Source organism: Paenibacillus methanolicus (genome assembly GCF_008124765.1).
In the GTDB taxonomy this organism is placed as follows: Bacteria; Bacillota; Bacilli; order Paenibacillales; family Paenibacillaceae; genus Paenibacillus_Z; species Paenibacillus_Z methanolicus.
Window position 1 is genome coordinate 18,031 of the sequence record NZ_VNHS01000020.1, and the last position, 25,842, is coordinate 43,872.

Below are 25,842 nucleotides of genomic sequence, written 5' to 3' on the forward strand. Positions count from 1 at the left end.
TCAGCGGGGGTGCGAAAGGTCAACAGTAAGTTAATTCCATTATATCACTTCACGCGATGAACCAAAAATGAAACCGCCTCGCGTTCTCATCCAATTAAAGGAATTTAAGTCATGAGCAAACAAAACAAAAAGAGCTCAACCAATTTATTCGCCCAGGTTGAGCCCCCACTTGGAAGCGTCTATTCTATTATGTACGTGCAGCTTATGGGGTAGTCCTAAACGGTGGTCGATTTTTTCCCGGGGCTCGTGTTGACGAGAACCGGAAGACTTTTTACGGCGCTAATCATGGCCGATTGGCACTGCGGACAGCATGGCTGTTCCGCGAACGCGAAGTCGTCTCGCATCCAACCGTTGCAATCGTCATTCGAACACGTCCACACCGCCGTATCCTGCACCGGCACTTCTTCAACAGGTCTTTTCCGCGAATAATACATCGTCGAACCCCTCCTTGGACAAATCTGGGCAAGGCCAGCCGACTGGCTAATCCTCTCGAAACAGGGCCAATCTTCCTTCAAAAGCCGAAAAAGAAACTGCCCTCAACTTATGTTAAGGGCAGTGTTCGGTTGTTGTGCGTGCAAGAATCGGATTCTTACAGTTTTACAACGTTTTCAGCTTGTGGACCACGGTTGCCTTGTACTACGTTGAACTCAACGCGTTGGCCTTCGTCGAGGGTTTTGAAGCCATCGCCTTGGATCGCGCTGAAGTGAACGAATACATCGTTGCCGCCTTCAACTTCGATGAAGCCGAAACCTTTCTCTGCATTAAACCATTTTACTGTACCTTGTTGGGACATTGTTCATTACCTCCGCTTGTTAAATGTATACATGACCTTCTATTTTTTGGAGAAAAATAAAATTCACATATTGGACAAGGTTATTATGACACAAAATAATAACCCTCTACAATATGCGAATCAGGTCAAAATTTCGATTACGTTCATCGTACCACATTCATAGCCATTTAGCAATTCTTTTGGCCTTGCCGGCGATAAGAATTTCGCTTCCGACTCGTGTCCGAACGTGCCGCGATTACAACCATTCCCTGATCGTTATTTGTTGCTCCCGGCTGAGATCGACGATCTCGCCTTGCCGGTTCACAAGTGGTTTTAAAGGAGCGCTTGAACTGACATAAATAATTTTACCCGGAACCCCGTCATTTAATACAACCGATTTTCCGATATGCAGCTCCATGATTTGTTTGATGAACACATGGAGGATATGCGAATGGAACGCCCCCAGCTTGCCCTCCCACATGAGCGAGAGCACGTCGTAGAACGGCATCGCGCTTTTGTACACCCGATTGGAGGTCATTGCATGAAAGACATCGGCCACCGCGACGATTTTGCTGAAAAAGTGAATTTGGTCCGCCTGCAGCCCTTTCGGATAGCCCGTCCCGTCCTCCCGCTCGTGATGCTGCAGCGCCACCAGCGCGGTCCGCTCGTCCAGTCCGCTGGCGAGCAGCAGTTCATAACCTTGGCGGGTATGACGCTTCATGAGGTCGAACTCCGCTTCCGTCAGGCGCCCGGGTTTGAGCAGCACCTCGCTCGGGATCCCGGACTTGCCGATATCGTGCACGGAAGCGGCCATCGTGAGCCGGATCAGATCTTGTCCGCGGACGCCAAGCCACCTGCCGATAATAGAGGATATGATTCCGACGGCGAAAGTATGCTTGTACGTATACTCGTCCTTGCCCTGCAGCAGATGCAGCAGGTCGATCAGCTGCGCGTGGCGAGAGGCCATCTCCAGCACCTTCGGCAGAATCCGATCGTGCACGTAATCGACGGGCAGCTTCCTTCCGGAAACGGCGGATTGGAACACATGACGGATATCGGAGACGGCTTCCTTAATAGAAACCTCCTGCTCCGCGCTGAACGCCGTGACGTCTTTGCTGCGCAATACTACCTGGTTCACCTGCAGCAAACGAACGTGGCCGCGCTCCAGCCGAGTGCCGGCGGAGAGGAGATGCGTCCCGTTCGCCGCGAACACGTCGGCGCGCAGCCGATAGCCGATGAATGGCTCAAGATACCGGTCATCCATGACGCACTCCCCCTCCCCCGTCTCGATTACGAATGCGGCGTTTGCCCAATGCGTTGCTGATCGCCGCCAGACTTATCTTATCCTGCCCCGGTCGGTAGATCGCTAAGCGCGAGCGGCTTGCTTGCCCGATCATATCGCAATCGCAGCGGATGCAACGAGATTATTATGAGCGAAGCAGAGCCTGATTTTCCCGGAAATCGATGCATCGCCTCCCATGACTTGCCTCTCTCGCTTCGCCCGTGCACGATGCACAGCGGAGATGCTTCTATTTGGTGGAAGCGGCGCAATGCGAGGGAGCGCCATTGATATGCCGGCGAGCGGCCGTGTATAGTATTCCATTATAAGAATGGGAAACTCCGGCCCAGACCCGCAGGCGGCCGGTACGCTTATCCCGAAAGGGGACGGCTTGATGGAACAGAAGCAAGAGCGCGACTATGTCCGGCTGTCCTGGGCGATGTTCAAGACGGGCGTGCTCGGATATGGCGGCGGACCGTCCGTCATCCCGCTGATCCGGTACGAAGTCGTAACCCGCTACCGCTGGTTGGGAGACGAAGAATTCGCGGAAATCCTGGCGCTGGCGAACGCGCTTCCGGGACCGATCGCGACGAAGATGGCCGCGTATCTCGGTTATCGCCGCAAAGGAACCTTGGGCGCCGTCATCTCGGTCCTCGCGCACGTCATGCCTTCGGCGATCGCCATGATCGCGCTGCTGTCGGCCGTGGAGATGCTGAGCGGCTCCGCCGTCGTGCAAGGGATGATCGCGGCGGTCATCCCCGTTATCTCCGTCATGCTCGGCGTCATGGCCTATGAATTCGCGGAGCGAGCCGTCAAAGGGCTCGGCAAGCCGCTCGGCATCGCCTTCTTCCTGATCGCCTTCCTCCTGCTGCAGGTGATCGACGTGCAGGATGCGATCGTCATCGCAATCTTCCTCGCTTACGGCGCCGTTCACTTCAAGGGCATTGCCTGGTGGAAGAAGCGCCGTGCTGGGCGGGAGACGGCGCGCGGAACGGACGGTGGCGCTTCATGACGGAATGGCTCCAACTCCTCATCGGCTTCTTCGTCGCCAACGTCCTCGGCTACGGGGGCGGACCGGCTTCGATCCCGCTGATGTACCATGAGATCGTCGACCGGTACCACTGGACGACGGATAAGGAATTCTCGAATATCCTGGCGCTCGGCAATGCGCTGCCCGGCCCGATCGCGACCAAAATCGCGGCGTTCGTCGGTTATGACCAAATCGGGGTCGTCGGCATGGCGCTCGCGCTCGCGGCCACGATCGTCCCTTCGGCCGTTGCGCTCATTATCCTGCTGAACCTGCTTCAGAAGCACCGCCAATCGCCGGTGGTCAAAGGCATGACGCTGCTCGTCCAGCCGGTCGTCGCGATCATGATGGTGCTGCTGACTTGGCAGATGGGCCGCACATCCGTCGAATCGGCCGGCCTATGGCAGTCGCTCGGCATCGCGGCGGTCGCGTATTGGGCGATGGAACGGAAGAAGATCCACCCGGCGATCGTCATCTGCATCGCGTTCGTCTATGGGGCGTTCGTGTTGTCCGGCGTGCTGTTCTAGAGGCGGCGGATAAAGCAAGGCATCGCCAACTCGAAGCGTTAGGCTGCACGGATCGCACGACTTGCTTGCGTCCCGTTCAACGCCCGAAAAGCCGCTTCTCGGCATCGAGAAGCGGCTTTTCGTCGTTACGGCCTCCCGCTTACGGGCAGCTCACGTCCACGCCCAGAAAAATCCTTCACGGTCCCAGGCGATCTTGCCCCGGTGCAGCTTGCGGAACGCCATCTTCACTTCCTTCGCGAGCGAGGCGTTGCCGCTCTCGTTCACGAAGACGAACTGCGCCCCGAATTTCTCCTCCACCTGCGCGATGGCGTCGCTCTGGGCCAGCGTCCCATGGAAGCGAATCGTCTCCACCATCCAGGCCGCCACGTCCTGCGCGGTCGATGTCTCCGGCATCTCGAATCCCCCTCAATAGCACATGTCCTGGTGCGTATCGTTAGTATAGGCTACATTAGCGCCGAGGGAAACCGTCTGCCTTTGGTCGCGGCGGCACCCCGATCCGGTCGAGGTCGCGCGGCCCTCCTATGGCGCAACCAAATTCAAATCGCCGTTGCCCTGCGCCTGGGGCGGCGCGCCGATGCTAACCGTACGGCCGATCAGCAGCTGAAAGAGCGCCGGCTCGCCGATCTCCGCGCCGTTCTGCGCCTCGTATTGTTGTATGAGCAACGCCGCCGCGGCCGAGACGTGCGGCGTCGCCATGCTCGTGCCGGACATGTAGGCGTACTGCGCTCTCGGATACGCGGAGAGAATCATCACGCCCGGCGCGATCAGGTCGATCTGGCCGTTCGTGTTCGAGAAGGCGGCCACGACGCCCGAACTCATATCATAGGCGCCTACCTCGACGACTTCCGGATATGCGCCCGGGTACGCAATTTCGGACGTCGAGGGATTCCCGTCGCCGTCGTTGCCCGACGCGCAGACGACCAGCACGCCGCAATTATCCACCGCGTTGACGATCGCCGTCTGCAGCGCTGGATCGTTGTACGGCCCCGCAAGCGACATCGAGATAACGCGCACCCGTTCCCCGTTCGGACCGCGCCAGCCAACGGCGCTGTTGATCGCATTGACCAGATGAGCCGACTCTCCGTCTCCCGCGGCGTTCAGCACTTTGATCACGAGCAACTTCGCCTGCGGCGCGGCGCCGGCGACGCCGCTGCCGTTCAAGTGCGCCGCGATCGTGCCGCACACGTGCGTGCCGTGCCCGTTCAGATCCGTCAGGTCGTTCGGACCGCCCTCCAGCGTATAGTTCCATCCCGCGATCACTTGTCCGGCCAGATCGGGGTGCGTAATATCGCAGCCCGTATCGAGCACGGCGATCACGACGCCCGCGCCTTGGTACCCTTGCGTCCAAATTTCCGGGGCGTGGATATGGAAGACTCCCGGCGGAATCTCGCTCGCCGCGACCGCTTCCGTCGACACGATCGAGGTCAGTTCGTATGGGATCAAGCTCATTCTCATCGTTATCGCCTCCTCGTAAATTCGCATATCGCAATATATGGGAATTACTAGAAAGCGTTTGGACCCTTGAGTTCTATCCGCTGGAAACACGGCCCGTTTCCATCCTCCGAATCGAAGACGATCGCGGACTTATTGGCCGACCGGATAATCTTCCGCCTACAATGGCAGATTAAGACGAAAGACCTGCCAAGAGGTGACAATATGAAGAAAACGGCTTCCGCCTTGTGCATCGCGGCTGTTCTCTGCGGCGCCGGCGCTTCGGCCGCTTCCGCCTCCTCGCCGACCGTCAGCCTGCGCAACGTATTCCGGACGATGGACGCGAGCGTCGATTGGAACGCGTCCACCAAACAGATCGAAGTGAACCGGGAGGGCGTCCAGCTCGTATTCCGCTCCGGCTCGAACATCGCCTACAAGAACGGCGTCCCCGTCACCATGGATACGCCGATTCGAACAGACCCGAAGACGAATCTAGCCATGATCTCGGTCTACGCCGTCTATCCGCTGGCGAAAGACTATCATTCCGAACGCCATTACATCGTGCAAGCCGGCGATACGCTGTCGGGCATCGCCAAAAAATACGGGGTCACCGTCGCCAAGTTAAAAGCGTGGAGCGGTCTCTCCGGCGATCTGATCGTGCCGGGCGAGCATATTTTCACGATGGATCCGAACTACGTCGTCGAGGCGGGCGACACGCTGTACGGCATCGCCGCCAAGTACGAAACGACCGTCGCCGCGATCAAGCAAGCGAACAATCTGACGAGCAATTTGATCGCCCTCGGCCAGCTGCTCTACATTCCGCCCGAGAAGTCCGTGCCGAAGCCGGCGGCGTTCGCCGACGGGCAATTCCCGCTCTTGAACGACACGTATACGCCGTTCGGCAATACCTACGGCGACGCGCGGAGCTTCTCGCTGAACCAGACCGCCCGCGTGCACGAGGGCAACGATATCGAGGCGCCGGAATCGACCCCGGTCTTCTCGGCCTACGACGGCAAGGTCGTGCGCAAAGGGTGGAGCACGCTCGGCGGATGGCGGCTGTCGATCGAGACGCCCGACAAAAAGCACGTGTTCTACTATGCGCATCTTTCGGCCTACGCCGCCGGCATTACGAACGGCAGCATCGTCAAGAAATCGCAGCTCATCGGCTATGTCGGTTCGACCGGCTACGGCCCTGCCGGCACGCGCGGCAAATTCATCCCCCATCTCCACTTCGGCTTCTACAATTCCGCGACGGCCAACTGGAAGGCGATGAATCCGTACGCGTATCTGAAGTGGTGGGAGAAGCAGTAACCTCGGATAAGTCCCAGGAGAGCGGAGGATTCGCACCTCTAATGAGGCAAAAGACCCCCTCTCCATAGGGACTTCTCCCCCTTAAAATCGAATTATCCCCCCGCCTGGAATTTGCTAGATTTTTATCCCTTCCGTTAGAGATTTTTCCCCCTTATCAGGCATCTGGGAGTTCCATACAATTGGGGTGTACAGCAAGCTTCACCAGCAATAGTAGTCGATACACTATTATCTAAGGGGGATTTGCAACGTGTCTAAAAGATCTAAAATGTTACTCGCCGTCTCCATGGCTAGCATGATGCTTCTGTCTGCTTGCGGCGGCGGCAACAACGGCAACTCCGGCAATGCTGAAAGCGGTGCCAACGCGCCTGCGAACAACGCGGCCGCGAACAACACAGAAAAAGAAGCGGAGCCGCCTGCAGAAGCCGAGCCCGTCTCGCTCCGCGTCTTCTCGACGTTCGGCGGCACGGACGCCGCTCGCGAATCGTTCCAAGCTCTTATCGACGAATTCACGGCGAAATACCCGAACGTAACGATCAACAACGACACGATGTCCGCGAACGACGACAGCTTCCGGACGAAAGTCAACACGGACATGAACAGCGGCAACGAGCCGGACCTGCTGTTCTACTTCGTCGGCAAAGACGCCGAAGGCTTCGTGAACGCCGGCAAAGTCGTGCCGCTCGACGAACTGCTCGAAGCGGACGCGACTTGGAAGAACGGCTACCTGCCGACGGCGCTTGAAGCGGTCCGCCAACCGGACGGCAAAATCTACGCCGCTCCGCTGACCGGCTTCTACGAAGGTCTGTTCGTCAACAAGAAGATTTTCGCCGACAACGGCCTGGAGCTTCCGACCGACTGGGCGAAGATGACGGCGGCGGTGAAGGCGCTCTCGGCGAAGGGCATCATCCCGCTCTCCGGTCCCTTCGACCAATCCCACTACCTAATCGAGCACGCCATCCTCTCCGGCGCTGGCGCAGAAGGCCAGAAGTCCGGTCTTGCGAACGGCGTTAACCCGGATTGGGAAACCGGCCTTGCGGCGCTGAAAGAACTGTACGATCTGGGCGCGTTCCCGAAAGACGCGGCTACGATCGACCTGGGCATGGCGGCCAACTACTATTCCCAAGGTCTCGCGGCAATGATCATCGAAGGCTCGTGGGCGCTCGGCGGCTTCGAAGAAAGCGTGCGCAACGAGACGACGGTTCTTCCGTTCCCGACGGTTCCAGGCGGCAAAGGCACGGGCAAAGACATCGTCGGCGGTTTCGGCACGGGCTTCTACCTGTCGAAGAAAACGTTCGACGACGCGAAGAAGAAAGATATGGCGATCGCGCTGATGAAACACCTGACGTCCCCGGACGCGATCAAGAAAGTGTCCGAGGCGAACGGCGGTACGCCGGCAGCCGACGTACAACCGGAAGGTCTTGGCCAAGCGACGCTCGACGGCTTTAAAATGGCGGCCGAAGCGACGTCCATCAACGCGCCGGTCGACAGCCAAATCGATCCGGAGACGTTCACGACGATCCGCGCCGGCATCCAGCCGATCGTGAAAGGCGAGAAAACGCCGAAAGCGGCGCTGGAAGAAGCGCAAAAGATCGAAGCGTCCAAGCAGTAATCGAATCGCATCAGGCAGCACGCAGCACCAATAGGTAAGCATTCCGCCGCCCCTCTGGCTCCATGGGCGGCGGAGTTGTTTCTAAGCCACGAATGCCAAACTAATACCGAAGGTGATGGAATGAAGGGCGATCGCAAGTATATCTTTATGTTTTTGTTGCCGGCGGCACTGTTGATGTCCGCTTTCGTGTACTACCCGTTCTTAAAAAGCCTCTACCTCAGCTTCTTCCGGACCAACGGCTTCTTCGACAAGAAGTTCGTCGGATTCGAGAACTACACGCGGTTGTTCACCGACAGCCAGCTCGGCGCCGCGACGCTTCATACGCTCGAAATCATGCTTTACGTCATCATTTTCCAAGTCGGCATCGCGCTCGTCCTGGCCGTCATGGTCGACAACATCAGCAAGGGCAAAGGATTCTTCCGCACCGTCTTCTTCTTCCCGATCGTCATCTCCGGCGCGGCGATCTCCCTGCTGTTCGTCCTGATCTACAACTACCAGTTCGGCCTGCTGAACGGCTTCCTCGCGAAGCTTGGCATCGAGAAAATTCTATGGATGAGCGAGACCGGTTCGCTCAAGGCCATTGCCGTCCCGACCGTCTGGCACTACGTGGGCTTCTACTTCGTCCTGTTCCTGACGGCCATGTCCAAAATTCCGTCCGACTTCTACGAAGCGGCCAAGCTCGAAGGCATTACCGGCTTCAAGAAAACGATTCATATTACGATTCCGCTTATCTTGAGCGACATTAAAGTCGTCCTTATCCTAGCCATTACAGGTACGCTTAAAGTATTCGATTTCATCTGGATTTTGGCCCGCGGCCAGAACGGCACCGAAGTACTCGGCACCTATATGTACAAGAAAGCGATGGTCGACTTGAACTTCGGATATGGCTCCACGATCGCGGTCTACATCGTCGTGTTCGGCGTTGTTCTTTCCTTGGTCACCAACCGGTTGCTGAAGAAAGAAGATATCACATACTAAGCTCTTATAGGGGTGTAAGGTCATGCAGCAAACTCATGCAGGGACGCCTGAACACGTCCAACCGACTGCCAGAAGAACCGTCTCCTTCGGCTCGATATTCACCTATCTGTGCCTGGCTCTCTGGTCATTGACGACGATATATCCGCTTTTCTGGATCGTGAACAACTCGTTTAAAATATCCAGGGACGTTATGAATAACTCGTTCGCGATCGCGCTCAAGCCGGTGTTGACCAATTACACCAACGCGTTCGATCGCATCGATATCGGGAAGAGCTACGTGAACAGCTTGATCATGTCCATCAGCACCGTGACCCTCGTGCTCGTGCTGGGCGGTCTCGCCGCTTACATCATGGCGCGGTTCCACTTCCGCGGCAAGACGATCGTGCAATCCATACTCGTGGCCACGCTGCTCATACCGGCCTTCGCGACGGTCGTGCCGGTCTACGAGCTGCTGATCAAGTGGAAGCTGGTCAACACGTATTGGGGACTCATTCTCCCGCAAACGGCCGGCAACCTGACCTTCGCGATTCTCGTTATCGCGGCCTACATGGCAACGATACCGAAGGACCTCGAAGAAGCGGCCTTCATCGACGGCTGCAACCGGTTCTCGATGTTCACGAAAGTATTTCTGCCCATCTCCAGACCCGTCTTCGCGTCGGCAAGCATCTTCGTCTTCCTCTGGTCGTACAACGATCTGTTCTCCGCCTTGATCTTCGTCAACAAAGAGAACGTGCGGCCGATCGTCGCCCTGCTCAACGAAATCAGCTCGCAGTACGGCACCGACTTCGGTCTGATGGCCTCCGCCGTCTCGCTGACGGTCATTCCGGTCCTGATCGTGTATCTGTTCATCCAACGCTTCATCGAGAAAGGCATGACGGAAGGCGCAATTAAAGGCTAATACGACATCGTGTTCATCCACCGCTCAGACAGCGAAGCAGTCTGCGGCAAGCATCGCAATTGTGCACGAGGGCAGCCCCACAGGTCGATAGACCGGCGGGGCTGCCCTTTTTTAATAGGGTAATGGTCGGCGGAAGCGTGTCACGTTGGCCATTCACCAAAAGAACGTCCGGGGCATTAATTATCATTAAAAGCCTAAGTTGGACGGCGCTTGGCTCCGTCCCTAAGGAGACGGATTGCATGAGCAAACGAAAGGCGACGACGCGCCAGGTCGCCACGGCCGCCGCTACCGCCGCGCCGGCGGTAGCGGCAGCAGCGCCTGCGGGCGAGCCCAGCGCGTCGGCCAAACTCGCCTTGGTCGCGGGAGCCCTCTCGACGTTCGCGGACGCGCTCGGCACGCTGTCGGCCGCGCTTGCCATCGAGGAAGGGGCGGCCTCCGAGGCGGAACAGCGGCTGGCCGCGCGCGAGCAGGAGGAGAAGCTCGCCCGCATGCAGCGGCAGATCGACGAATTGACGCGAACGGTGGAACGATTGGCGAAGAAGAAATGAACGACCCGATAACGCTCGCGGCGCGGGTTAGTTAGGCGCATCGCACAAGACAAGGCCGCCGGTTGACCGGCGGCCTTGTCTTGCCATATAGGGAAGCGCGTCCCTTGACCCGGCGGCCGCAGCTTCGTCTAACGCAAATCGCGAATGCCCGTATGCGCCGTCACGACGATCTGCTCGAACCGCTTATCGTCCGCATACCCGCTTATCGCCTTCTCTGCAATCGGTCGCTTGGAGCGAAAAGCGCATCAGGGGACCATCCATATTCGGCACGTTCGGGGTTGGTGGCCGATTACGAATGAAGGGGAAAGTTCGAGCGCGCCCGCGCTGAAATTAAAGATCGGCTGATTGGACGGCACGAACGCGTAATCCTCGTCGAAAGCGTGATTGTCGAGCGTAAGACCGGGTCGCCCCGCCCCATATCAAGCGTATAGACCGGAGACGTCTAGAGTCCCGTTCGGCGCTTCCAACCCGAGCAGTTCGGCATACCACCTTACGGAACGATTCAAATCGGCGACATGCACGAATATCGTATCGATGCGGTTGTCGATCGGCTTCCTCATTGATTCGCACCTCCACATTGTACGGACCTTCTTAGCCCCGCCGTTTCTTTTATCGCTCGAAATAGGCTCTCACCGCCTTCTTCGGCGCCACCCAGCCCCAAGCGGCTTCGATCAATTCCCGAACCTGTCCGGCCTCCGCCGTCTCCACCCGGACATGCATGTAGCTCAGATGCGCGAATCCCTCCGGCACGCCATACGTCTCCGGCTTGGCGCTCGCAAGCAGCGCCCGTTCCTCCTTCGTCGTCTTGACGGTTAACGTGCGCCCGTCCGCTTGAATAATGGCGAAAATCTTCCCGTTCACGCGGAACGACGGCTTGCCCCCGTGATCCGTTTCCTCCGTCCCCGGCAAGGCCAGCGCGATCGCTCGCGCTTCGGCGATGTTCATCACGCTTCCCCCTCGATCGCTCACAATATTATACTAGTATTCGTCCAATAACTTCCAAATCCTCTCGCACAAAAAGCCAGCTTCTCGCGTACGGGAAGTTGGCTTTTTTCGGGTTTGCTCGCTTATAGGACTCGCTGTCTTGTCCGGTTCGCCGGTTACGGCTTGAGCACGATTTTGATCGCATTGTCCACCTTATTGTTGAAAATGCGGTAGGCGTGCGCGGCGTCGTCTAACGGCAGCCGCTGGGTGATGATGTCCGTCGGGTCGAACTTCTCCTCCTTGATCATCCGGTACAGCTCGGGCATGTAATGAATGATCGGCGCTTGCCCCATCCTGAGCGTAATGTTCCGGCTGAACAGGTCCCCGAACGGAAACGCGTTGTAATTCGTCCCGTACACGCCCGTCACTTGAATGGTGCCCGCCTTGCGCACCAGCTTGGCCGCCATGCGAAACGCGCCGAGTCCGCCGCCTTGCAGCTTGAGCATCGTCTCGATCTTCTCCAGCACCGTCTTCTCAGCATCCAGCCCGACCGCGTCGATGACGACGTCCGCCCCGCCCCGGGTCTCCTCCTGCAGATGGCCGAGCAAATCGTCGTGCGTCTTGAAGTTATACGTCTCGACCCGATTCGTGCGGCGCGCGTGCTCCAGCCGGTAATCGACGTGGTCGATGGCGATGACCCGTTTCGCGCCCTTCATCCAGGCGAATTTCTGGGCGAGCAGGCCGACCGGCCCGCATCCGAGGATAATGACGGTATCGCCGGGCTTCACGCCGGCAGACTCGACGCTCCAATACGCCGTCGGGACGATGTCCGAGAGGAACAGCAGCTTCTCGTCCTCCATCTCGGCGTCCTCCGGCACCTTGAACGGCACGAAATTCCCGTACGGCACCCGCATGTATTCGGCCTGTCCGCCCGCGTAACCGCCGTACGTCTCCGAGTATCCGAAGTAGCCGCCCGTCTGGCCGTGCAGGAATTCGTTCGAATTGTCGCATTGACTCTCCAGCTGATGCCGGCAGAACCAGCAGGCTCCGCAAGAGACGTTGAACGGAATGATGACCCGGTCGCCTTTCTTGACGCGCGTCACGTCCGGACCGACCGCCTCGACGATGCCCATTGGCTCATGGCCGATGACGAAATCGTCCGGCACATTCGGGATTTCTCCGTTGTAAATATGCAAATCCGACCCGCAGATCGTCGTCGTCGTAATTCGCACGAGAACATCGTCCGCCTTCTGCAGCGTCGGGTCCTCCACTTCTTTTACTTTCACGTGCTTCATGCCTTGATACGTTAAGGCTTTCATCGGTTAATCCCCCTCTGGCGCGAACTCTTCCAGAGTTTCCCCTGTTCAGGGAGGGATATACGGCGCCTTGGCGCTTCAGCGCTTCCAGACGTCTTCGAATTCCCCGTGTCGGCGGAATAGCGCGTGCGCGAACGAACAAGCCGGCACGATCCGCTTGCCGGACGCCCGCGCATGATCGACGACCTGCCGAACGAGCTCGTCGCCAAGCTTCTGGCCGCGCATCGACGGATCCACGTAGGTGTGATCGATAATCAGCGTGTCCTGCCCGTCTTCGGCGAACGTAATTTCGCCCACCGCCGTTCCGTTCTCCCGGATGATGAAGCCGTTGCCTTCCTTTACCGTCTCCCGCATGAACATCCTCCTTAGGTTGTGCGATCCAGCTCGCTAGATTAGTATGCGTCCCGGCCGGCGGCGCAATGCCGGCTAGGTTAGGACGTCTGCACCGCCGGAAGGTCGATCGTAGCCGTCGTCCCCGCGCCAACCCGGCTGTCTATAATGAGGCTGCCGCCGTAGCTGTCGAGAATTTGCTTGCAGACGACGAGGCCCAGCCCCGTCCCGGTGCTCTTCATCGTGAAGAACGGCACGAACAACTTGCGCAGCGTCTCCGCCGACATGCCCTTGCCGGTGTCCGCGATCCGAATGCGGATGCGATCGCCCTCTTCCGCCGCCTTGATCGAGATTTCTCCGCCGCCCTCCAACGCTTCCAGCGCGTTCTTGCTCAGGTTGAGCAGCACCTGCTTGAAGTGATCCCGGGAGATCGAGACGCGCAGCGGATAGGCCGGCAGGGCAGCCGTCACGCGGGCATGCTGCAGCTGCGCCTCCGACTCGAACAGGGGCAAGACCTCCTTCATCACGTCCTGCACGACGATCGTCTCTTTCCGAAGGCCCGCGGGCTTGCCGATCAGCAGCAGCTCGCTGACGATGTCGTTGATCCGGTTCACTTCCGTCTGAATGAGCGCGAAATAATACTGATCCCGTTCGTCGGTATACTTCTGACTCAGCAGCGAGATGAAGCCTTTGATGCCGGTCAGCGGATTGCGGATTTCGTGCGCCGTCCCCGCGGCGATCGTGCCGATGAGCTTCAGCTTGTCTGCTTCGATTCGCGCGAGCTCGCGGTCCACCCTCCTCTTGGCGAGAACCGCCTTGACCAAGAAAAAGACGCAGTTAAGAATAACCAACACGGCGGCCGCGTAAATCAGGTACGGCTTCCAAACGGCGTTCGCGTAATCCAGCGCCAGCGTCGCTTCGACCTGCCACGGCACGGCTTCGAGAAGAATCGAGGAGGACACCGTGTGGCCGTCCGCGGCCAAGTCCTCCGTCTGCAGCAGCACATGGCCGGACCGGTCATACATCCGCACGTTCTCGTCCCGCACCAGATGCTGAAGACCCTTCTGCATCTCGCCGATTTGAAGACTGCCGATAATGACGTGCCGAATATTCCCCGAATGGGAGGGGATCGGGGTTGCGATCGAGACGTAATATTGCCCCGTCCCTTGGCCGAAATGCGGCTCCGATACCTGCCGCTTGCGCGTCAGCAGCGCCAGCCTGAACTCCGCGCGTCCCGACACATTGCCTTTGATCTCGGACGGATTCGACGAACTGACGATGTCGCCGTTCGCGTCGGCGATATAGAAGCCGGAGAACCGCTGGTCCACCTGGTGAGTGGCGGCCAGCATCCGCTCCATCAGCTCGCTGTTCTCCGGTTCCCCGCTCAAGTAAATCGACAAGCTCTCCATGCGGCCGATCGTCTCGCTGAAGAAACTCTCCACATAGAGCGCGTGCACGCCGGAAAGCTGCCGGGCCGTATCGCCCAGTTCATCGTAGGCGCTGTTCGTCTTCACTTGCAGAAACGTCAAGCTGAACAGGCCCATCGGCACGAGCACGATCAAGAAATATAGAAGTCCGGTATGACGGGGTGATAGTTGCTTGGCGGCTATAGTCAATTTTGACAATTGCTCCTTATGCTAGGGTAAAAGGCATAGCGCCCCACTTGTATCATAGCAGTTGACCCGGACCGCTACAACAGCGCGCTTGCCTCCTCCCGGATCAAGCCGCTAAGACGAAGATCCGCTCGCCCACGAGCCGGAAGGCCAGCGAACCGCCATCGCCCGGCAAAGCGCCATACGCCCGCACCGTCCGGTCTTCTCCCGGCACAAGCCGCAGCGTCTCCCCGCCTACTCGCACGACCGCTTCTTTGCGGAGCCCGTCCCATGCGACCGTGCCTTTATCCCGCAGCCAGTCGCGCAGCGGCCGCCAACCGCCGCTGCGCTCGCCGGCCAGCTGCTCCGCGCGCGCCAGCGCGGCCGCCGTCCATGTCCGCTGCCACTTGTCCGGTCCAAGCCGGAACGTCGCGAGCTTCGCCTCGCCGTCCAGAACGGCGAACCGGTACCCCTTCGCCTTGTAGTAAGCGATAATGGCGGGCAGCGCCTTCACGCTCTCGCCGTGGCCCGCGCCGTCGTGCATCAGCACCGTGACTTCGCGCGCCAGCGTGGAGGCCTTGACCGTCTTGACGATCTCGGACGCGGGCACGTTCTTGCGCCGCGAATCGCCCGAATCGACGTTCCAATCGGCAATCCGGTAGCCCGCCTGCTCCAGCAGCTCGAAATAATGCGCGTCGAAATTGCCGTACGTGCCGCCCGGCGCCCGCAGCAGCGATACCGGCTTGCCGGCGATCCGTTCGAGAATCGCGTCCGTCTGCCGCGCTTGCCGCCAGAACCCTTCGAAATCGCGATACAATTCCTCATAACGATGATTATAGGTATGATTGCCCAATGCGTGCCCTTCCCGGACGACTCGCTTCACGGTCGACTCGCGCCGCTCCGCCTCCTGCCCGAGTACGAAGAACGTCGCTTTCACCCGCTCCTTCGCCAGGATGTCCAGCACCTGCGGCGTCCACTTGCTAGGACCGTCGTCGAAAGTCAAATAAACGACCGGCCGCGATGTATCCGCCTTGCCGGATGCCAGCGCGGCTGCCGATGCGCGCGCCGCGGGCTCCCCCGTCTGCGGCCGCGTTACGCTGGCTGCCCGTTCGCTCGTCCCGCTGCTCCATGCCGTCCCGCTATTGGTAACCGACAGCAGCGCGCCGATCGCAACCAACAGCGCCACCCCCGCAGTCATCATCATTCGTCCCCGTAGCTTCATCGTCTACCATCCTCTCAACTCTAGCTTCTATGAGCTTGATAGAGTATATGGCGGACGAGGGGAAAGTAGGACTGATTCCGCTACGTCTTCACCGAATCATCACGAGCGCTTTACACGGATGATCATCCCGGCTATAATGTAATTACGTAATTACGTCTTTAGATAATTGTTAGAATTGAATCACCAACTTCTTCGTAAAGGGGTATTGACGATGAACGCGCCACGCGATTACGGGTCGGAATTGGATCAGCTTCACCGGCAAGTCGCCGAGCTTGCCCAAGCATTGCGGCGGATGGTTCCGCCTACTATGGAGGAAATGCAAGGCCAACCCGCCGGTACGATGCCGATCGGCCTCGAATTCGGCACGAATGGCGCAGGGGGCATCGCCTATGCGGGACGCTATGAGGGGCTGGAGCCGCCGCTGCGCTGGGAGACGCAGGAGCAGAGCGCCGAGCAGTTGCTCGGCATCGACGGCGAGAAAGCGGCCAAGGTACTGGGAGCGATCGGGCATAAGCAGCGGCTGGACATTCTGCTATCGGCGCTTCGAGGTCCCATTGCGGGAGGCGAGCTGCTCGAGAGGCTGGGCATGGGGACGACGGGTCAGCTCTATCACCATATCAAACCGCTCGTCGGCGCCAATCTGCTCCAGCAGGAGGAACGAGGCGGCCGTTATTCGGTGCCGTCCAACCGCGTTCTCCCGCTGCTGCTGCTGCTTGCCGCGGCGAACGAGCTGCTCGATTCGAGCGATTATTTGACCGTCTTCGAGACCAGAAGCAGCATCGGCGATTATCTCGGCAGCCCGGATGACAAATACGATCCGTTCCAGCTGCTGCGCGCCGTCGCGGACAACGCCATCTTGGAGCACCAAGCGGGCTATTGCACGCGGATCGGTATTTTCGTGCAGAAGGACGGCAGCCTGACGGTCTCCGACGACGGGCGCGGCATCCCGGTGCGGCCGCTGCCGAACACGGACCGCACAGCCGTGCAGGCGGTACTCACCGATATCGGACGCGCGGACGGCGCCGCGGTCATCGCTCCGGGCGGAGGCAAAGGCATCAACATCGCCGTCGTCAACGCCCTCTCCCGCAGTCTTTCGGTCGAGGTCAAGCGCGAAGGCCGCGTATTCTGTCAAGATTACCGGGAAGGCATCCCGCAGACCGGCGTGCGGACGGTCGGCGTCACGCAAGAGACCGGCACGAGCGTCACGTTTCAGCCGGATCCGGAGCTGTTCCGCTCCGGCATCGATACGGCCGTTCTGCAGACCTATGCCGATGCGGCGTCAGCACTCTATCCGGGACTTTCGGTCACGGTGGATATCGTTTGATTTTGTACACCTGTGGATAGGCGGAGTTGTGGATACATTGGCGTAGATCGTGGCAAGTAACGCAGGGACGGGCATTTTGACCTGTGGAGAATGTGTATAACATTGTGGATAACTGTGGATAAGCCGGGGATATCCTTCACGCGGGCGGTGGCGCCCGCGTTATTTTTTCGACGATGCCGACGGCGGCTTCGGCTCGAAATTCATGCAGGCTTTCCCGGAGGACGACAGCACGGTCTGGCTCGGCAGCGCGCGCGTCTTGAAGCCGAATGCGCGGCAGCCCCGCGGGAAGGCCGGATCCCAGGTCACGTAATAATGGCGGCACTTCATACAATCGATTCTCGGTGGCGTCGCGTTCATATCGATCCCTCTTCGTTTCAGATAGTCTTATTGTATATCGGCGGCGATTCCCGTACCAAACAGACCCATTCGCCAAAAAAATTCAGCCATCGCGTCACAAACGCGCCTCTCTCTTCCGTCTTGTGGGTAGAGCCGCAGTTATGCGGACCCGCCAAGGGCGATCACAAGGAGGAATTACGATGACGAAACGACATGCGCTGCACACGGCCAGCTATAGCCAGATGAAGGACTTCCACGAACGGATTGAAGCCGAGACCAGCCTGGACAAAACGCTGATCGAGCTGATCAAAATCCGCGCTTCCCAGCTCAACGGCTGCGCTTTCTGCCTGGATATGCACGCGAAGGACGCGCGCGCCCTCGGCGAGACCGAACAGCGATTGTATACGTTGTCCGCATGGCGCGAGACGCCGTTCTTCACGCAGCGCGAACAGGCTGCGCTCGCATTGACGGAAGCCGTGACGCGCATCGGAGATCACCACATCCCTGAAGAGGTGTACGCGGAGGCGGCGCGCCACTTCGAGCCGGCGCAGCTGAGCGAAGTGCTCATGGCGATCATCGCGATCAACGCCTGGAACCGGATCGCGATTACGACGGGCATGACGCCGCGCTAAGGCAGGCAAGGGCTCCGCGATGGCCGCGTCGTCCGTTATAAACATGTGGATAGGGCTGATTGGTTTGCGTACACGGTCGTCAGAGCGGGAATGCAGCATTCAGCCAGCAGCAAAAGACTCCGTCCTCGCTTTCATGGCGAGAACGGAGTCTTTCGTATTTCATATCCCGCGCGCATTCATGCCAGCCTCAGTTGGAAGAACCGTCGTCGTACCGGCATCATGATGCTTCCGGCCTTTCAGCCCGCCCATAATCCAGACGCAATGAACGGCGAGAATCGCCAGCACGAGGCTATCGAGCACGATCGATTCTCCTTCCTTGCCAAGGAATTGAATCAGGTTGTGGACGAAATGGAACAGAATAAGCGGCCATATGAGCCGATCTTTCACCATCAGCAGCGCCAGCGCCAGACCAACGAGCAGCGAGTAGGCCAGCTGAAGGATCGTCTGCCCGATGCTTTGACCGGAGAGCAAATTAAGCATGTGCGTGATCGAGAACAGCACGCTGGAGGCGACGACCGCGGTCACCGCGCCTTTGGGCAGCAGGATATTCAGAATCAGCCCCCGGTAGACCGTCTCCTCGACGAAAGCGACGAGCAGCGTGAAGAAGAGGAAGAACGCGACCTTCGCGACGGTCAGCGACTCGAAGCCCTGGAAGCACAGCACGGCGCATACGAGCGCAAGCGGCGCATAATATCGCCATCCGCTCGAGGTCATGCCGCGAAGAGAGCGAAATCCGTACCGCCCCCATTGGCGGCGTAAGCTCATATAAGCCATCAGCGCAAGCGCGATCGGGATAAAAGCGATCAGCACCGGCGACGTGTACGAAAGTTCCTTGATCGTCGCATAGGCGCCCGCGGCCGTCATCGCGATCAGAAGCAACAATTCAATCAGGATAACGGATAAGACCGGCCGGGAGGCAGATAACGAACGTTTACGCGTTGGTTGATTTGTCATGGCGATTCATCCCCTCTTTAATTGAACGGATCCACTGCTGTTCCATTTCGAAATAATCGATTCCGTACGAAAGCACCGACACCCGGTAATAGTAGTCCCGAGGATTCGGCAACGCCGCCAGCTCCTTCGACACGATGCCTTCCACGGCCGCCAGGCGTCCCCGCTCCACCGCCAGCTTCTGCTGGTACTCGGCGAGATTCGATTGGCGCGTCTCCTCGTCCAGATAATCGTAGAAGAAAATCTTGATCAAAAGTTCGCTGCGGGACATCTGAAGCGGCTCGGCGAGCCATGCCTTAAAGGCGGCTTCCCCCTCCGGAAGCATCGCATACAACTTCTTGTTCTTGCTGCTTGCCAGCTCTTCGACCGATAACCACCCTCGCTCCGCCATGCGCTTAAGCGCAGGATAGAGACTGCCGTAGCTGGCGCGGTAAAAGAGCCCTACCGAGCTGTCCATCGTCTTCTTGATGTCGTAACCGCTCAGTTTCCCTTCCATTAACAGCCCGAGAATCGCGTATTCCAGCAAATTGCCCACCCCTTATATATATCGATTCGATATATCAGTTCGATGCATTTAATATGAATCAGGTCCCATCTTTTGTCAACCCATATTTTGTAACTTCATTCAACAGCAAACAGACAGCGGTTCGTCGGCCCGCTGCCTGTTGGCGTGAAAACTATTCTATTGCCGCACGATCTGTCCCCTGGGGATAATCGGGACATACACGTCGACCACCGTACCTTCGCCGACCTTGCTCCGGATCTCCAGACGTCCTTCGTGGGCGGCGATAATCTTGCGCACGATCATAAGCCCCAGGCCATTGCCCTCGGGCTTCGTCGTATGAAACGGCTTGCCGATGTCTCGCAGCACGTCTTCGCCCATGCCGTATCCGTTATCCGCGAAGCGGATGCGCTGATAGCCTTCCGCCACGTCCAGCCCGATGGCGATTTGTCCGCCGAACGGCAGCGCGTCCATCGCGTTGCGCAAAATGTTGAGGAACACCTGCTTGATCTGGTTGCGGTCGCACAGGATCGACGCGGACTCGGCCGCCTCCAAGCTGACGGCGATGCCGTTCATGCTCGCCTGGATATCGAATATTCGCAAAATCTCGCTCAGGATCAAGTCGCACTCTTCTTCCTTGAACATGACCGCCTGCGGCTTGCCGAGGATCATGAACTCGCTGACGATCAGATTCATCCGCTCGAGCTCCGACATGATGAGGTCGTAGTGCGGCTGCTTCTCGGCACGGTTCCCGTACTGCAGAAGTCCCTTCACCGTGGTCAGCGGATTGCGCACCTCATGGGCGATGCCGACGGCCAGCTGTCCCGCAAAGACGAGCTTCTCCGTGTTGCGCAGCACTTCCTCCGTCTTCTTCAGCTCGGTAATATCCCGCAGGCTGCCCACGACCCGGTCTAGTCGGCATCCGCCCTCGTAGATCGGCACGACGTCCAGCATGTACGCGCGCGCCTCCTCCGGCGTCTGCAGCGTCATCTCCTTGCCGACGCACGACTCTCCGCTGCGGATGACGTCCGAGAAATAACCGCCCAGCTCCGGCACCTCGAGCACGCTCGCGCCCAGCGGCGCCTTCACGCCGGCCTCGTCGAGCAAGGCCGCCATATGCGAGTTGCGGTCGACGATCCGGCCTTCGGGATCGGTAATCAGCAGCCCGTAATACTGCGTATCGAGCAGCACCTGATTCAAAATCCGCAGCTGCATGTTCTGCCGGCGCAACCGAAGCTCGCGTTCGATCGAATCCGCGACCGTGGAGAGCATGGCGAGCATATGCCGGTGGGATTCCTCCAAGCTCGTCATGACCGTCAGCACGGCCAGCAGCCGCCCGTCTTCCTCCTCGAGTACGGGCACCGAATAACAAGCCATCGCATGCAGCACCTCGTGAAAATGTTCCTTGCCCTTCATCTCCACGGGCCGCCGGGTCTCGGCGCAAGCGAGCGCCGTGCTCGGACCGTTGTCCTCCGTAAACCGGCATCCTTCCCCGACGCCGAGCGTGCGCAGCATGCTCAAGATCGTCGGGTCGCCCATGACGCGCAGCGTATAGCCATTCTCGTCCTGCATCGCCACCATCATCGGATGGCCCGCGACCGAGGCCAGAAATTTATGAATGAATTCGGCGACCACGTCGATCACCTCTTGATACTCCGCAATCTTCGCCGTGAGTTCCTCTCCTTGCAGGCGTTCCGAGAATTCCGGAACCCGGCTCGGGTCGCTGCCGCCGCGCAGCTGCCGGTCAAACATGCGTTGAATGACGATTTCAGGCGTCATGGCAAATCGCAAACCTCCAATCGATCGGGAAAACGCGTTTCCCTCCCTATTGAAGTTCGCCTTCGTAGTCCTAATCTCCTGCCCTGCCAGGCCACGAGGGGGGATGCCAATAATAAGCAAGCCCGGACGAAGGGTCCGGGCTGCGAACGAAGCGATTGAAGAATCCGCGTCTAGACTACCAGCCGAATTCGAGCGTTCTCCCCGACTCGGCCCATGTCTTCAGATTGCTGAGCATCATCCACCAGTGCGATTGCGCGTTCGCCAGCGAAGGATGCTCCTCCGGCGACCATTGATCGTTCACGAGCGTCAGTTTCGTACAGCCGCCTACCGTCTCCAGCGTGAAGGTCACGCGGGACTGCAGCTCCTCATGGTTCGGGTAATAGGACGGGCCCGGATGCTCGAGGTAGCTCAATTCCTCGTTCGGCTTGAACGACAGCAGTTTGCCGTATACATGTACCGTCCGATCCCCGTCGTTGCCGGGGCCGATGTATTGGAACGAAGCGCCTTCCTCGAAAGCCGACTCCAGCACGCAGCCGAAAAAGATGCTTTTCGTGCCCTCGGGCGACACGAGCGCATCCCACACTTTCTCCTTCGGCGCGCCGATATAAAATTCGTACTTCAATACGTTCATCCTGCATCCTCCCAGTCTTGGCGAAATAGGGCTTGCCCGCCCATGCGGGTCTTGCTACGATGAGCATAACCGCATGCGGATGACAAGTATTGTAAAAACGCGACACGAAGGAGGTGCCTGCATGTCACAAGCTTGGCCCGAACGCCCCACGCTGGGCGTCATTCACCACAAGCAAAGCCGGCAGAAATTCTCGCTGACCCGCCACGCGCCCGCGGAAGATATCGGATTCTTCGTGAAGCACTACTGGATTATTCGCTGGGATCTCCGCGATTTGCCGCCTCATGAGCAGAGCGTCATCCCGAACCCGTGCGTGAACTTAGCGCTCGAGCAAGGGCAATCGGGTATTTTCGCCCCAACTACGTCCAAATCCTCCCATGTTATTCAAGGACAGGGCAGCGTGTTCGGCATCAAATTCAAGCCCGGCGGGTTCTATCCGTTCCTCGGGCTGCCGATCTCCCGGATGCGCGGGGAACCGCTGGGCGTCGAGCAGGCGCTTGGCGTGGACGCGGCTGCGCTCGAAGCCGACATCCTGCCGCTATCGGACGATGCGGAGATGGTGCGCCGCGTCGAACGACTGCTGCGGCCGAGACTTCCCGCGCGCGACGAAACGGTGCTTTTTATGAATAAGATTATCGACGACATCGCCGCCGATCGCGAGCTGACGCGCGTGGAGCAGGTCAGCGAACGGGCCGGCGTGAACGTCCGCAAATTGCAGCGACTGTTCGACCAATACGTCGGCGTCGGGCCGAAATGGGTCATTCAACTGCACCGGCTGCAGAACGCGGCGGAAATTTTGGACCATGAGCCGAATCAGGACTGGGCGCTGCTCGCGCAGGAGCTCGGGTATTACGACCAATCGCATTTCATCCGCGATTTTAAATCCATCCTCGGCGTGACGCCGGAGGAATATGTCAAGGGGAGAGGCTGAAGCCTTTCCTTTTTTTGATTGAATACGACTCAAATTTGAGTATACCACTTGATGGGACTATTCAAATTCGAGTAGTTCAAGTAGTTCAGAAGGAACGACACGGCGAATCGCGGTTCAATCCGGAGAATGTTCGGATTTTTCGCAATCAAGAAAGGTGGCTTCTCTTTGAATACGACTCACAAGCAAGACACGGGTCTGGCCGTCGCCGGCCTAATGCTCGGCCTCTTCATGGCCGCGCTCGACCAAACGATCATCTCGACGGCTATGACTCAGATTATCGCCAAACTCGGCGGATTCGATAAGTTCGTCTGGGTGTACTCCGCCTACATGATCGCGATGGTCGTCTGTTCGCCGATCTTCGGCAAGCTCTCCGACATGTACGGCCGCAAGCGCTTCTTCCTCGCCGGCCTGCTCGTCTTCACCCTCGGCTCCATTCTATGCGGCACGGCGCAGAACATGGAGCAGCTGATCATCTATCGCGGCATCCAGGGCATCGGCGGCGGCGCCGTGACGCCGATCGTCTTCGCGATTATTTTCGACATGTTCCCGCCCGAACGACGGGGCAAAATGATGGGCTTGTTCGGCGCCGTGTTCGGCATCTCCAACGTGTTCGGCCCGATCATGGGCGGCGCGATCACCGACCAGTTCAGCTGGCGCTGGGTATTCTACATCAACGTGCCGATCGCGCTGCTTTCGTTCATCTTCATTCTTCGCGCGTACCACGAGTCGGGCAACCATAAGAAGCAAATCATCGACTGGACGGGCGCGGTCGCGCTGGCCGCCGCCGTGCTCTGTCTCATGTTCGGCCTGGAGCTGGGCGGCAGCGAAGGCTGGGCGTGGGACTCGTGGAATACGATCGGCTTGTTCGTCGCATCCCTCGTCCTGACGGCGGTGTTCCTGCGCGTCGAACAGACGGCCAAAGATCCGATCATCGCCTTCAGATTGTTCCGGGACCGCGTCTTCACGAGCAGCATGATCATCTCGCTCGTGTACGGCGCTGCCATGATCGGCGTGGCGACGTACATTCCGGTGTTCATCCAAGGCGTCTTCCACAAGACCGCGACCGAGACGAGTACCGTGCTGACCCCGATGCTGCTCGGGGTCGTGCTCAGCAGCCAGATCGGCGGGCGCATCGCGGGCAAATTCCGCTACCGCTCCATCATGCTCGTCTCGGCGGCCGTACTGTTCACCGGCCTCATGCTGCTCGGCTACGCGATGGACGCTTCGACGAGCCGCGGCCTCATCACGCTGTACATGGTCGTCGTCGGTCTCGGCATCGGCGTCTCGTTCTCGCTGCTCTCGATCTCGACGATCAGCTCCGTGCCGCCGCAGTACAAAGGCTCCGCCTCCTCGCTCATCACGTTCTTCCGGACGATCGGCTCGGCGCTCGGCGTTACGGTCTTCGGCGCGATGCAGAAGCACGTCTTCCAGGGCGGCCTCGCCGAGATCGGCGGCCTCGATTCGCAGGCGGCCGAAGGCATCAAGGGCGGGCAGGCGCTGCTCGATCCGGCGATGCAGGCGCGCATGGGCCTCTCCGGCGACGTCGTGGAGGCGCTGCTCGGCAAACTCGCGGATTCGATTCTGTATTTGTTCCAGTGGTCGGTCCTGCTGCCGATCGTGGCGGTCGTCTTCGCCATCCTAATGGGCCGGGCCGGCATTGAAGCCGCGAAGCCGAATGGCGCGGAAGGACGCGCGGAAGCGGCGACGACTGCCGGCGAAGGACGGTAAGCGCGATGTCCATGAAGCTGCTGATCCTCGGCTTGCTGATGGAAGGCGATCTGCATCCGTACGAGATTCGCAAAATCATCAAATCCCGCAGCTGGGACGAACACTTCAAACTGCGGGACGGCTCGCTATATTACGCGGTCGACGCGCGCCGGGGGGCTGATCGAGCCGGCCGAGATCGTCCCCGTCCCTGGCGAAGGACGGCCGGACAAGGTCATCTACCGCATCACCAAGAACGGTCAAGACGCCTTCTTCGACCTGCTCTACGCGCAGTTCGAGCAGGAATCCGGGGTACCGCATCCGTTCTTCTTCGCGCTGCCTTTCGTCCGCTACGCGGATCCCATCCGCGTCGAAGCGCTCATTCGCAAGCAGGTGGACGTAAGCGGGCGGCGGATCGCCCGTCTGGGGTCCGTGCTTGAATTGAAGGAACCGTACTTGCCCGGCGGCCAGGCGTTGATGATCCGTGGCATGCTCCAATTCATCGAAGCGGAGCGCCGTTGGCTCGGCGATCTGCTGGACGCCGCGCGCTCCGGCGAGCTGTTCGCCGGGCCGAAGTGGTCGCACGAGGAGATCGAGGCGTACTTGAGCCGTCACGCGCCGGAGAAGTAACATGCGCGGCGCGCGCTTGGGCAGCGCCGAACAAGAACACCGGGCAACACCGCAATTCAGAAGAAACGCCCCGCGGCGGCGTATGCTACGATAACGTCAGAGTGGAAATTACGCGAGAGGATGAATCACGCATGGCAAAATTGACCCCTTATATTTTCTCCGAGGACGCCAGGTCGCAGGCCGGCTTCTACACCGAGGCGCTGGGTGGCGAAATTCTCTCCCTTATGACGTTCGCGCAGCTGCCCGATGCGGACGAAGCCACGAAGGACAAGGTGCTGCATCTGGCTTTCGTAGCCGGCGGCGTGACTTTCTTTATGTCGGATTCGCCGTTCAACGCGGTCACGCGCGGCAGCGGCATGCATTTGAGCCTGGAGTTCGCCACCGACGCCGAAGCGCATGACGCCTTCGACAAGCTGTCCGCCGGCGGCCGCGTCGTCGACCCGCTGAAGCAGCAGTTCTGGGGTTCGCTGTTCGGCGTGCTGGAGGACAAATTCGGCGTACTGTGGCAGGTGACGACGCCTACGCCGGCGGCGCAGGGCTAATACGGTTCGCGCGTTGCTCCGAGCGGAGTGCGGGCGGGCGCCGGCCGCCGCCCCATTCCCTTTAACATGAAGCCCTGGCTTTCGCCCGAAAAGCCAGGGCTTTTTTCCGTTTAGGCCGT

At 59.2% G+C, this 25,842-nt stretch carries 29 protein-coding genes; 13 read left to right on the plus strand and 16 right to left on the minus strand.

Annotated features, from left to right (window positions below):
* Positions 1-215: 215 nt before the first annotated feature.
* The 3 genes from BCM02_RS33520 to BCM02_RS33530 all read right to left on the minus strand — a co-directional run bounded on the left by BCM02_RS33520 (position 216) and on the right by BCM02_RS33530 (position 2,036).
* Complete coding sequence (locus tag BCM02_RS33520; RefSeq protein WP_148933479.1) at positions 216-434, minus strand: cold-shock protein; 219 nt, start codon at positions 432-434, stop codon at positions 216-218.
* A 155-nt stretch (positions 435-589) separates the two neighbouring features.
* Positions 590-793: a cold-shock protein gene (locus BCM02_RS33525; RefSeq protein WP_148933480.1), complete on the minus strand. Its 204-nt coding sequence runs from the start codon at positions 791-793 to the stop codon at positions 590-592.
* A gap of 235 nt (positions 794-1,028) precedes the next feature.
* Positions 1,029-2,036, minus strand: coding sequence for an HD-GYP domain-containing protein (locus tag BCM02_RS33530; RefSeq protein WP_148933481.1), 1,008 nt, complete (start codon positions 2,034-2,036; stop codon positions 1,029-1,031).
* 409 nt (positions 2,037-2,445) lie between these two features.
* Here BCM02_RS33530 and chrB point away from each other — a divergent pair, with 409 nt between their 5' ends.
* Positions 2,446-3,063 carry a chromate efflux transporter ChrB gene (gene chrB / locus BCM02_RS33535; RefSeq protein ID WP_148933482.1) on the plus strand — a complete coding sequence of 206 codons (618 nt, stop codon included), beginning with the start codon at positions 2,446-2,448 and terminating at the stop codon, positions 3,061-3,063.
* Complete coding sequence (gene chrA / locus BCM02_RS33540; RefSeq protein WP_148933483.1) at positions 3,060-3,605, plus strand: chromate efflux transporter ChrA; 546 nt, start codon at positions 3,060-3,062, stop codon at positions 3,603-3,605. Before chrB ends, chrA begins: the two co-directional genes overlap by 4 nt.
* A 150-nt stretch (positions 3,606-3,755) precedes the next feature.
* Here chrA and BCM02_RS33545 read toward each other — a convergent pair whose 3' ends face one another.
* A complete protein-coding gene (locus BCM02_RS33545; RefSeq protein ID WP_148933484.1) occupies positions 3,756-3,998 on the minus strand; it encodes a DUF6953 family protein in 243 nt (80 codons plus the stop codon).
* 126 nt (positions 3,999-4,124) lie between these two features.
* Entirely contained in the window at positions 4,125-5,060 is a 936-nt protein-coding gene (locus BCM02_RS33550; RefSeq protein WP_148933485.1) for a S8 family peptidase, read from the minus strand.
* Between the two features lie 201 nt (positions 5,061-5,261).
* On the opposite strand from BCM02_RS33550, the gene BCM02_RS33555 reads away from it, so the two are divergent.
* From BCM02_RS33555 to BCM02_RS33575, 5 genes are all read left to right on the plus strand, one after another.
* On the plus strand, positions 5,262-6,347 hold the full coding sequence (locus BCM02_RS33555) for a LysM peptidoglycan-binding domain-containing protein (protein WP_148933486.1): 1,086 nt from the start codon (positions 5,262-5,264) through the stop codon (positions 6,345-6,347).
* Between the two features lie 247 nt (positions 6,348-6,594).
* Positions 6,595-7,956, plus strand: a complete 1,362-nt coding sequence (locus BCM02_RS33560) for an ABC transporter substrate-binding protein (protein WP_148933487.1) — start codon at positions 6,595-6,597, stop codon at positions 7,954-7,956.
* A 174-nt stretch (positions 7,957-8,130) separates the two neighbouring features.
* A complete protein-coding gene (locus tag BCM02_RS33565; protein ID WP_246183674.1) occupies positions 8,131-8,934 on the plus strand; it encodes a carbohydrate ABC transporter permease in 804 nt (267 codons plus the stop codon).
* Positions 8,935-8,956: 22 nt separating this feature from the next.
* Positions 8,957-9,832, plus strand: a complete 876-nt coding sequence (locus tag BCM02_RS33570) for a carbohydrate ABC transporter permease (protein ID WP_148933489.1) — start codon at positions 8,957-8,959, stop codon at positions 9,830-9,832.
* A 239-nt stretch (positions 9,833-10,071) separates the two neighbouring features.
* A complete protein-coding gene (locus BCM02_RS33575; RefSeq protein ID WP_148933490.1) occupies positions 10,072-10,380 on the plus strand; it encodes a hypothetical protein in 309 nt (102 codons plus the stop codon).
* A gap of 419 nt (positions 10,381-10,799) precedes the next feature.
* On the opposite strand, the gene BCM02_RS35595 is transcribed toward BCM02_RS33575, so the two are convergent.
* From BCM02_RS35595 to BCM02_RS33600, 6 genes are all read right to left on the minus strand, one after another.
* The gene (locus BCM02_RS35595; protein WP_187434555.1) at positions 10,800-10,940 is read right to left on the minus strand and encodes a VOC family protein; all 141 of its coding nucleotides are present in this window, start codon (positions 10,938-10,940) and stop codon (positions 10,800-10,802) included.
* Between the two features lie 49 nt (positions 10,941-10,989).
* A complete protein-coding gene (locus BCM02_RS33580) occupies positions 10,990-11,325 on the minus strand; it encodes an MmcQ/YjbR family DNA-binding protein (RefSeq protein WP_246183675.1) in 336 nt (111 codons plus the stop codon).
* A gap of 155 nt (positions 11,326-11,480) precedes the next feature.
* A complete protein-coding gene (locus tag BCM02_RS33585) occupies positions 11,481-12,623 on the minus strand; it encodes a zinc-dependent alcohol dehydrogenase (protein WP_148933492.1) in 1,143 nt (380 codons plus the stop codon).
* Positions 12,624-12,698: 75 nt separating this feature from the next.
* Positions 12,699-12,974: a GNAT family N-acetyltransferase gene (locus tag BCM02_RS33590; RefSeq protein WP_148933493.1), complete on the minus strand. Its 276-nt coding sequence runs from the start codon at positions 12,972-12,974 to the stop codon at positions 12,699-12,701.
* Between the two features lie 77 nt (positions 12,975-13,051).
* Positions 13,052-14,566 carry an ATP-binding protein gene (locus tag BCM02_RS33595; RefSeq protein ID WP_148933494.1) on the minus strand — a complete coding sequence of 505 codons (1,515 nt, stop codon included), beginning with the start codon at positions 14,564-14,566 and terminating at the stop codon, positions 13,052-13,054.
* Between the two features lie 103 nt (positions 14,567-14,669).
* Positions 14,670-15,764, minus strand: coding sequence for a polysaccharide deacetylase family protein (locus BCM02_RS33600; protein WP_148933495.1), 1,095 nt, complete (start codon positions 15,762-15,764; stop codon positions 14,670-14,672).
* 211 nt (positions 15,765-15,975) lie between these two features.
* Between BCM02_RS33600 and BCM02_RS33605 the strand changes: the two genes are divergently transcribed.
* Positions 15,976-17,088: an ATP-binding protein gene (locus tag BCM02_RS33605; RefSeq protein ID WP_148933496.1), complete on the plus strand. Its 1,113-nt coding sequence runs from the start codon at positions 15,976-15,978 to the stop codon at positions 17,086-17,088.
* A gap of 159 nt (positions 17,089-17,247) precedes the next feature.
* On the opposite strand, the gene BCM02_RS33610 is transcribed toward BCM02_RS33605, so the two are convergent.
* Positions 17,248-17,445 carry a uracil-DNA glycosylase gene (locus BCM02_RS33610; protein ID WP_148933497.1) on the minus strand — a complete coding sequence of 66 codons (198 nt, stop codon included), beginning with the start codon at positions 17,443-17,445 and terminating at the stop codon, positions 17,248-17,250.
* 179 nt (positions 17,446-17,624) lie between these two features.
* Here BCM02_RS33610 and BCM02_RS33615 point away from each other — a divergent pair, with 179 nt between their 5' ends.
* Complete coding sequence (locus BCM02_RS33615; protein WP_148933498.1) at positions 17,625-18,056, plus strand: carboxymuconolactone decarboxylase family protein; 432 nt, start codon at positions 17,625-17,627, stop codon at positions 18,054-18,056.
* Between the two features lie 159 nt (positions 18,057-18,215).
* Here BCM02_RS33615 and BCM02_RS33620 read toward each other — a convergent pair whose 3' ends face one another.
* The 4 genes from BCM02_RS33620 to BCM02_RS33635 all read right to left on the minus strand — a co-directional run bounded on the left by BCM02_RS33620 (position 18,216) and on the right by BCM02_RS33635 (position 21,919).
* Positions 18,216-19,010 carry a CPBP family intramembrane glutamic endopeptidase gene (locus BCM02_RS33620; RefSeq protein WP_148933499.1) on the minus strand — a complete coding sequence of 265 codons (795 nt, stop codon included), beginning with the start codon at positions 19,008-19,010 and terminating at the stop codon, positions 18,216-18,218.
* Positions 18,988-19,542: a PadR family transcriptional regulator gene (locus BCM02_RS33625; RefSeq protein ID WP_246183676.1), complete on the minus strand. Its 555-nt coding sequence runs from the start codon at positions 19,540-19,542 to the stop codon at positions 18,988-18,990. The genes BCM02_RS33620 and BCM02_RS33625 overlap by 23 nt, the downstream gene beginning before the upstream one ends.
* Before the next feature lie 147 nt (positions 19,543-19,689).
* The gene (locus BCM02_RS33630) at positions 19,690-21,288 is read right to left on the minus strand and encodes an ATP-binding protein (RefSeq protein ID WP_148933501.1); all 1,599 of its coding nucleotides are present in this window, start codon (positions 21,286-21,288) and stop codon (positions 19,690-19,692) included.
* A 175-nt stretch (positions 21,289-21,463) separates the two neighbouring features.
* Entirely contained in the window at positions 21,464-21,919 is a 456-nt protein-coding gene (locus tag BCM02_RS33635; RefSeq protein ID WP_148933502.1) for an SRPBCC domain-containing protein, read from the minus strand.
* Positions 21,920-22,040: 121 nt separating this feature from the next.
* Here BCM02_RS33635 and BCM02_RS33640 point away from each other — a divergent pair, with 121 nt between their 5' ends.
* From BCM02_RS33640 to BCM02_RS33655, 4 genes are all read left to right on the plus strand, one after another.
* Complete coding sequence (locus BCM02_RS33640; protein ID WP_148933503.1) at positions 22,041-22,847, plus strand: helix-turn-helix domain-containing protein; 807 nt, start codon at positions 22,041-22,043, stop codon at positions 22,845-22,847.
* Between the two features lie 165 nt (positions 22,848-23,012).
* Positions 23,013-24,575 carry an MDR family MFS transporter gene (locus BCM02_RS33645; protein ID WP_246183677.1) on the plus strand — a complete coding sequence of 521 codons (1,563 nt, stop codon included), beginning with the start codon at positions 23,013-23,015 and terminating at the stop codon, positions 24,573-24,575.
* 417 nt (positions 24,576-24,992) lie between these two features.
* On the plus strand, positions 24,993-25,181 hold the full coding sequence (locus BCM02_RS36230; protein ID WP_246183678.1) for a hypothetical protein: 189 nt from the start codon (positions 24,993-24,995) through the stop codon (positions 25,179-25,181).
* Between the two features lie 131 nt (positions 25,182-25,312).
* Entirely contained in the window at positions 25,313-25,723 is a 411-nt protein-coding gene (locus BCM02_RS33655; RefSeq protein WP_148933505.1) for a VOC family protein, read from the plus strand.
* Positions 25,724-25,842 lie beyond the last annotated feature (119 nt).

Bases quoted from the DNA above. Each gene is read 5' to 3' on its own strand.
- BCM02_RS33520 (WP_148933479.1), bottom strand. From the start codon at position 434: ATGTATTATTCGCGGAAAAGACCTGTTGAAGAAGTGCCGGTGCAGGAT.
- BCM02_RS33525 (WP_148933480.1), bottom strand. From the start codon at position 793: ATGTCCCAACAAGGTACAGTAAAATGGTTTAATGCAGAGAAAGGTTTC.
- BCM02_RS33530 (WP_148933481.1), bottom strand. From the start codon at position 2,036: ATGGATGACCGGTATCTTGAGCCATTCATCGGCTATCGGCTGCGCGCC.
- chrB (WP_148933482.1), top strand. From the start codon at position 2,446: ATGGAACAGAAGCAAGAGCGCGACTATGTCCGGCTGTCCTGGGCGATG.
- chrA (WP_148933483.1), top strand. From the start codon at position 3,060: ATGACGGAATGGCTCCAACTCCTCATCGGCTTCTTCGTCGCCAACGTC.
- BCM02_RS33545 (WP_148933484.1), bottom strand. From the start codon at position 3,998: ATGCCGGAGACATCGACCGCGCAGGACGTGGCGGCCTGGATGGTGGAG.
- BCM02_RS33550 (WP_148933485.1), bottom strand. From the start codon at position 5,060: ATGAGAATGAGCTTGATCCCATACGAACTGACCTCGATCGTGTCGACG.
- BCM02_RS33555 (WP_148933486.1), top strand. From the start codon at position 5,262: ATGAAGAAAACGGCTTCCGCCTTGTGCATCGCGGCTGTTCTCTGCGGC.
- BCM02_RS33565 (WP_246183674.1), top strand. From the start codon at position 8,131: ATGTCCGCTTTCGTGTACTACCCGTTCTTAAAAAGCCTCTACCTCAGC.
- BCM02_RS33570 (WP_148933489.1), top strand. From the start codon at position 8,957: ATGCAGCAAACTCATGCAGGGACGCCTGAACACGTCCAACCGACTGCC.
- BCM02_RS33575 (WP_148933490.1), top strand. From the start codon at position 10,072: ATGAGCAAACGAAAGGCGACGACGCGCCAGGTCGCCACGGCCGCCGCT.
- BCM02_RS35595 (WP_187434555.1), bottom strand. From the start codon at position 10,940: ATGAGGAAGCCGATCGACAACCGCATCGATACGATATTCGTGCATGTC.
- BCM02_RS33580 (WP_246183675.1), bottom strand. From the start codon at position 11,325: ATGAACATCGCCGAAGCGCGAGCGATCGCGCTGGCCTTGCCGGGGACG.
- BCM02_RS33585 (WP_148933492.1), bottom strand. From the start codon at position 12,623: ATGAAAGCCTTAACGTATCAAGGCATGAAGCACGTGAAAGTAAAAGAA.
- BCM02_RS33590 (WP_148933493.1), bottom strand. From the start codon at position 12,974: ATGCGGGAGACGGTAAAGGAAGGCAACGGCTTCATCATCCGGGAGAAC.
- BCM02_RS33600 (WP_148933495.1), bottom strand. From the start codon at position 15,764: ATGAAGCTACGGGGACGAATGATGATGACTGCGGGGGTGGCGCTGTTG.
- BCM02_RS33605 (WP_148933496.1), top strand. From the start codon at position 15,976: ATGAACGCGCCACGCGATTACGGGTCGGAATTGGATCAGCTTCACCGG.
- BCM02_RS33610 (WP_148933497.1), bottom strand. From the start codon at position 17,445: ATGAACGCGACGCCACCGAGAATCGATTGTATGAAGTGCCGCCATTAT.
- BCM02_RS33615 (WP_148933498.1), top strand. From the start codon at position 17,625: ATGACGAAACGACATGCGCTGCACACGGCCAGCTATAGCCAGATGAAG.
- BCM02_RS33620 (WP_148933499.1), bottom strand. From the start codon at position 19,010: ATGACAAATCAACCAACGCGTAAACGTTCGTTATCTGCCTCCCGGCCG.
- BCM02_RS33630 (WP_148933501.1), bottom strand. From the start codon at position 21,288: ATGACGCCTGAAATCGTCATTCAACGCATGTTTGACCGGCAGCTGCGC.
- BCM02_RS33635 (WP_148933502.1), bottom strand. From the start codon at position 21,919: ATGAACGTATTGAAGTACGAATTTTATATCGGCGCGCCGAAGGAGAAA.
- BCM02_RS33640 (WP_148933503.1), top strand. From the start codon at position 22,041: ATGTCACAAGCTTGGCCCGAACGCCCCACGCTGGGCGTCATTCACCAC.
- BCM02_RS33655 (WP_148933505.1), top strand. From the start codon at position 25,313: ATGGCAAAATTGACCCCTTATATTTTCTCCGAGGACGCCAGGTCGCAG.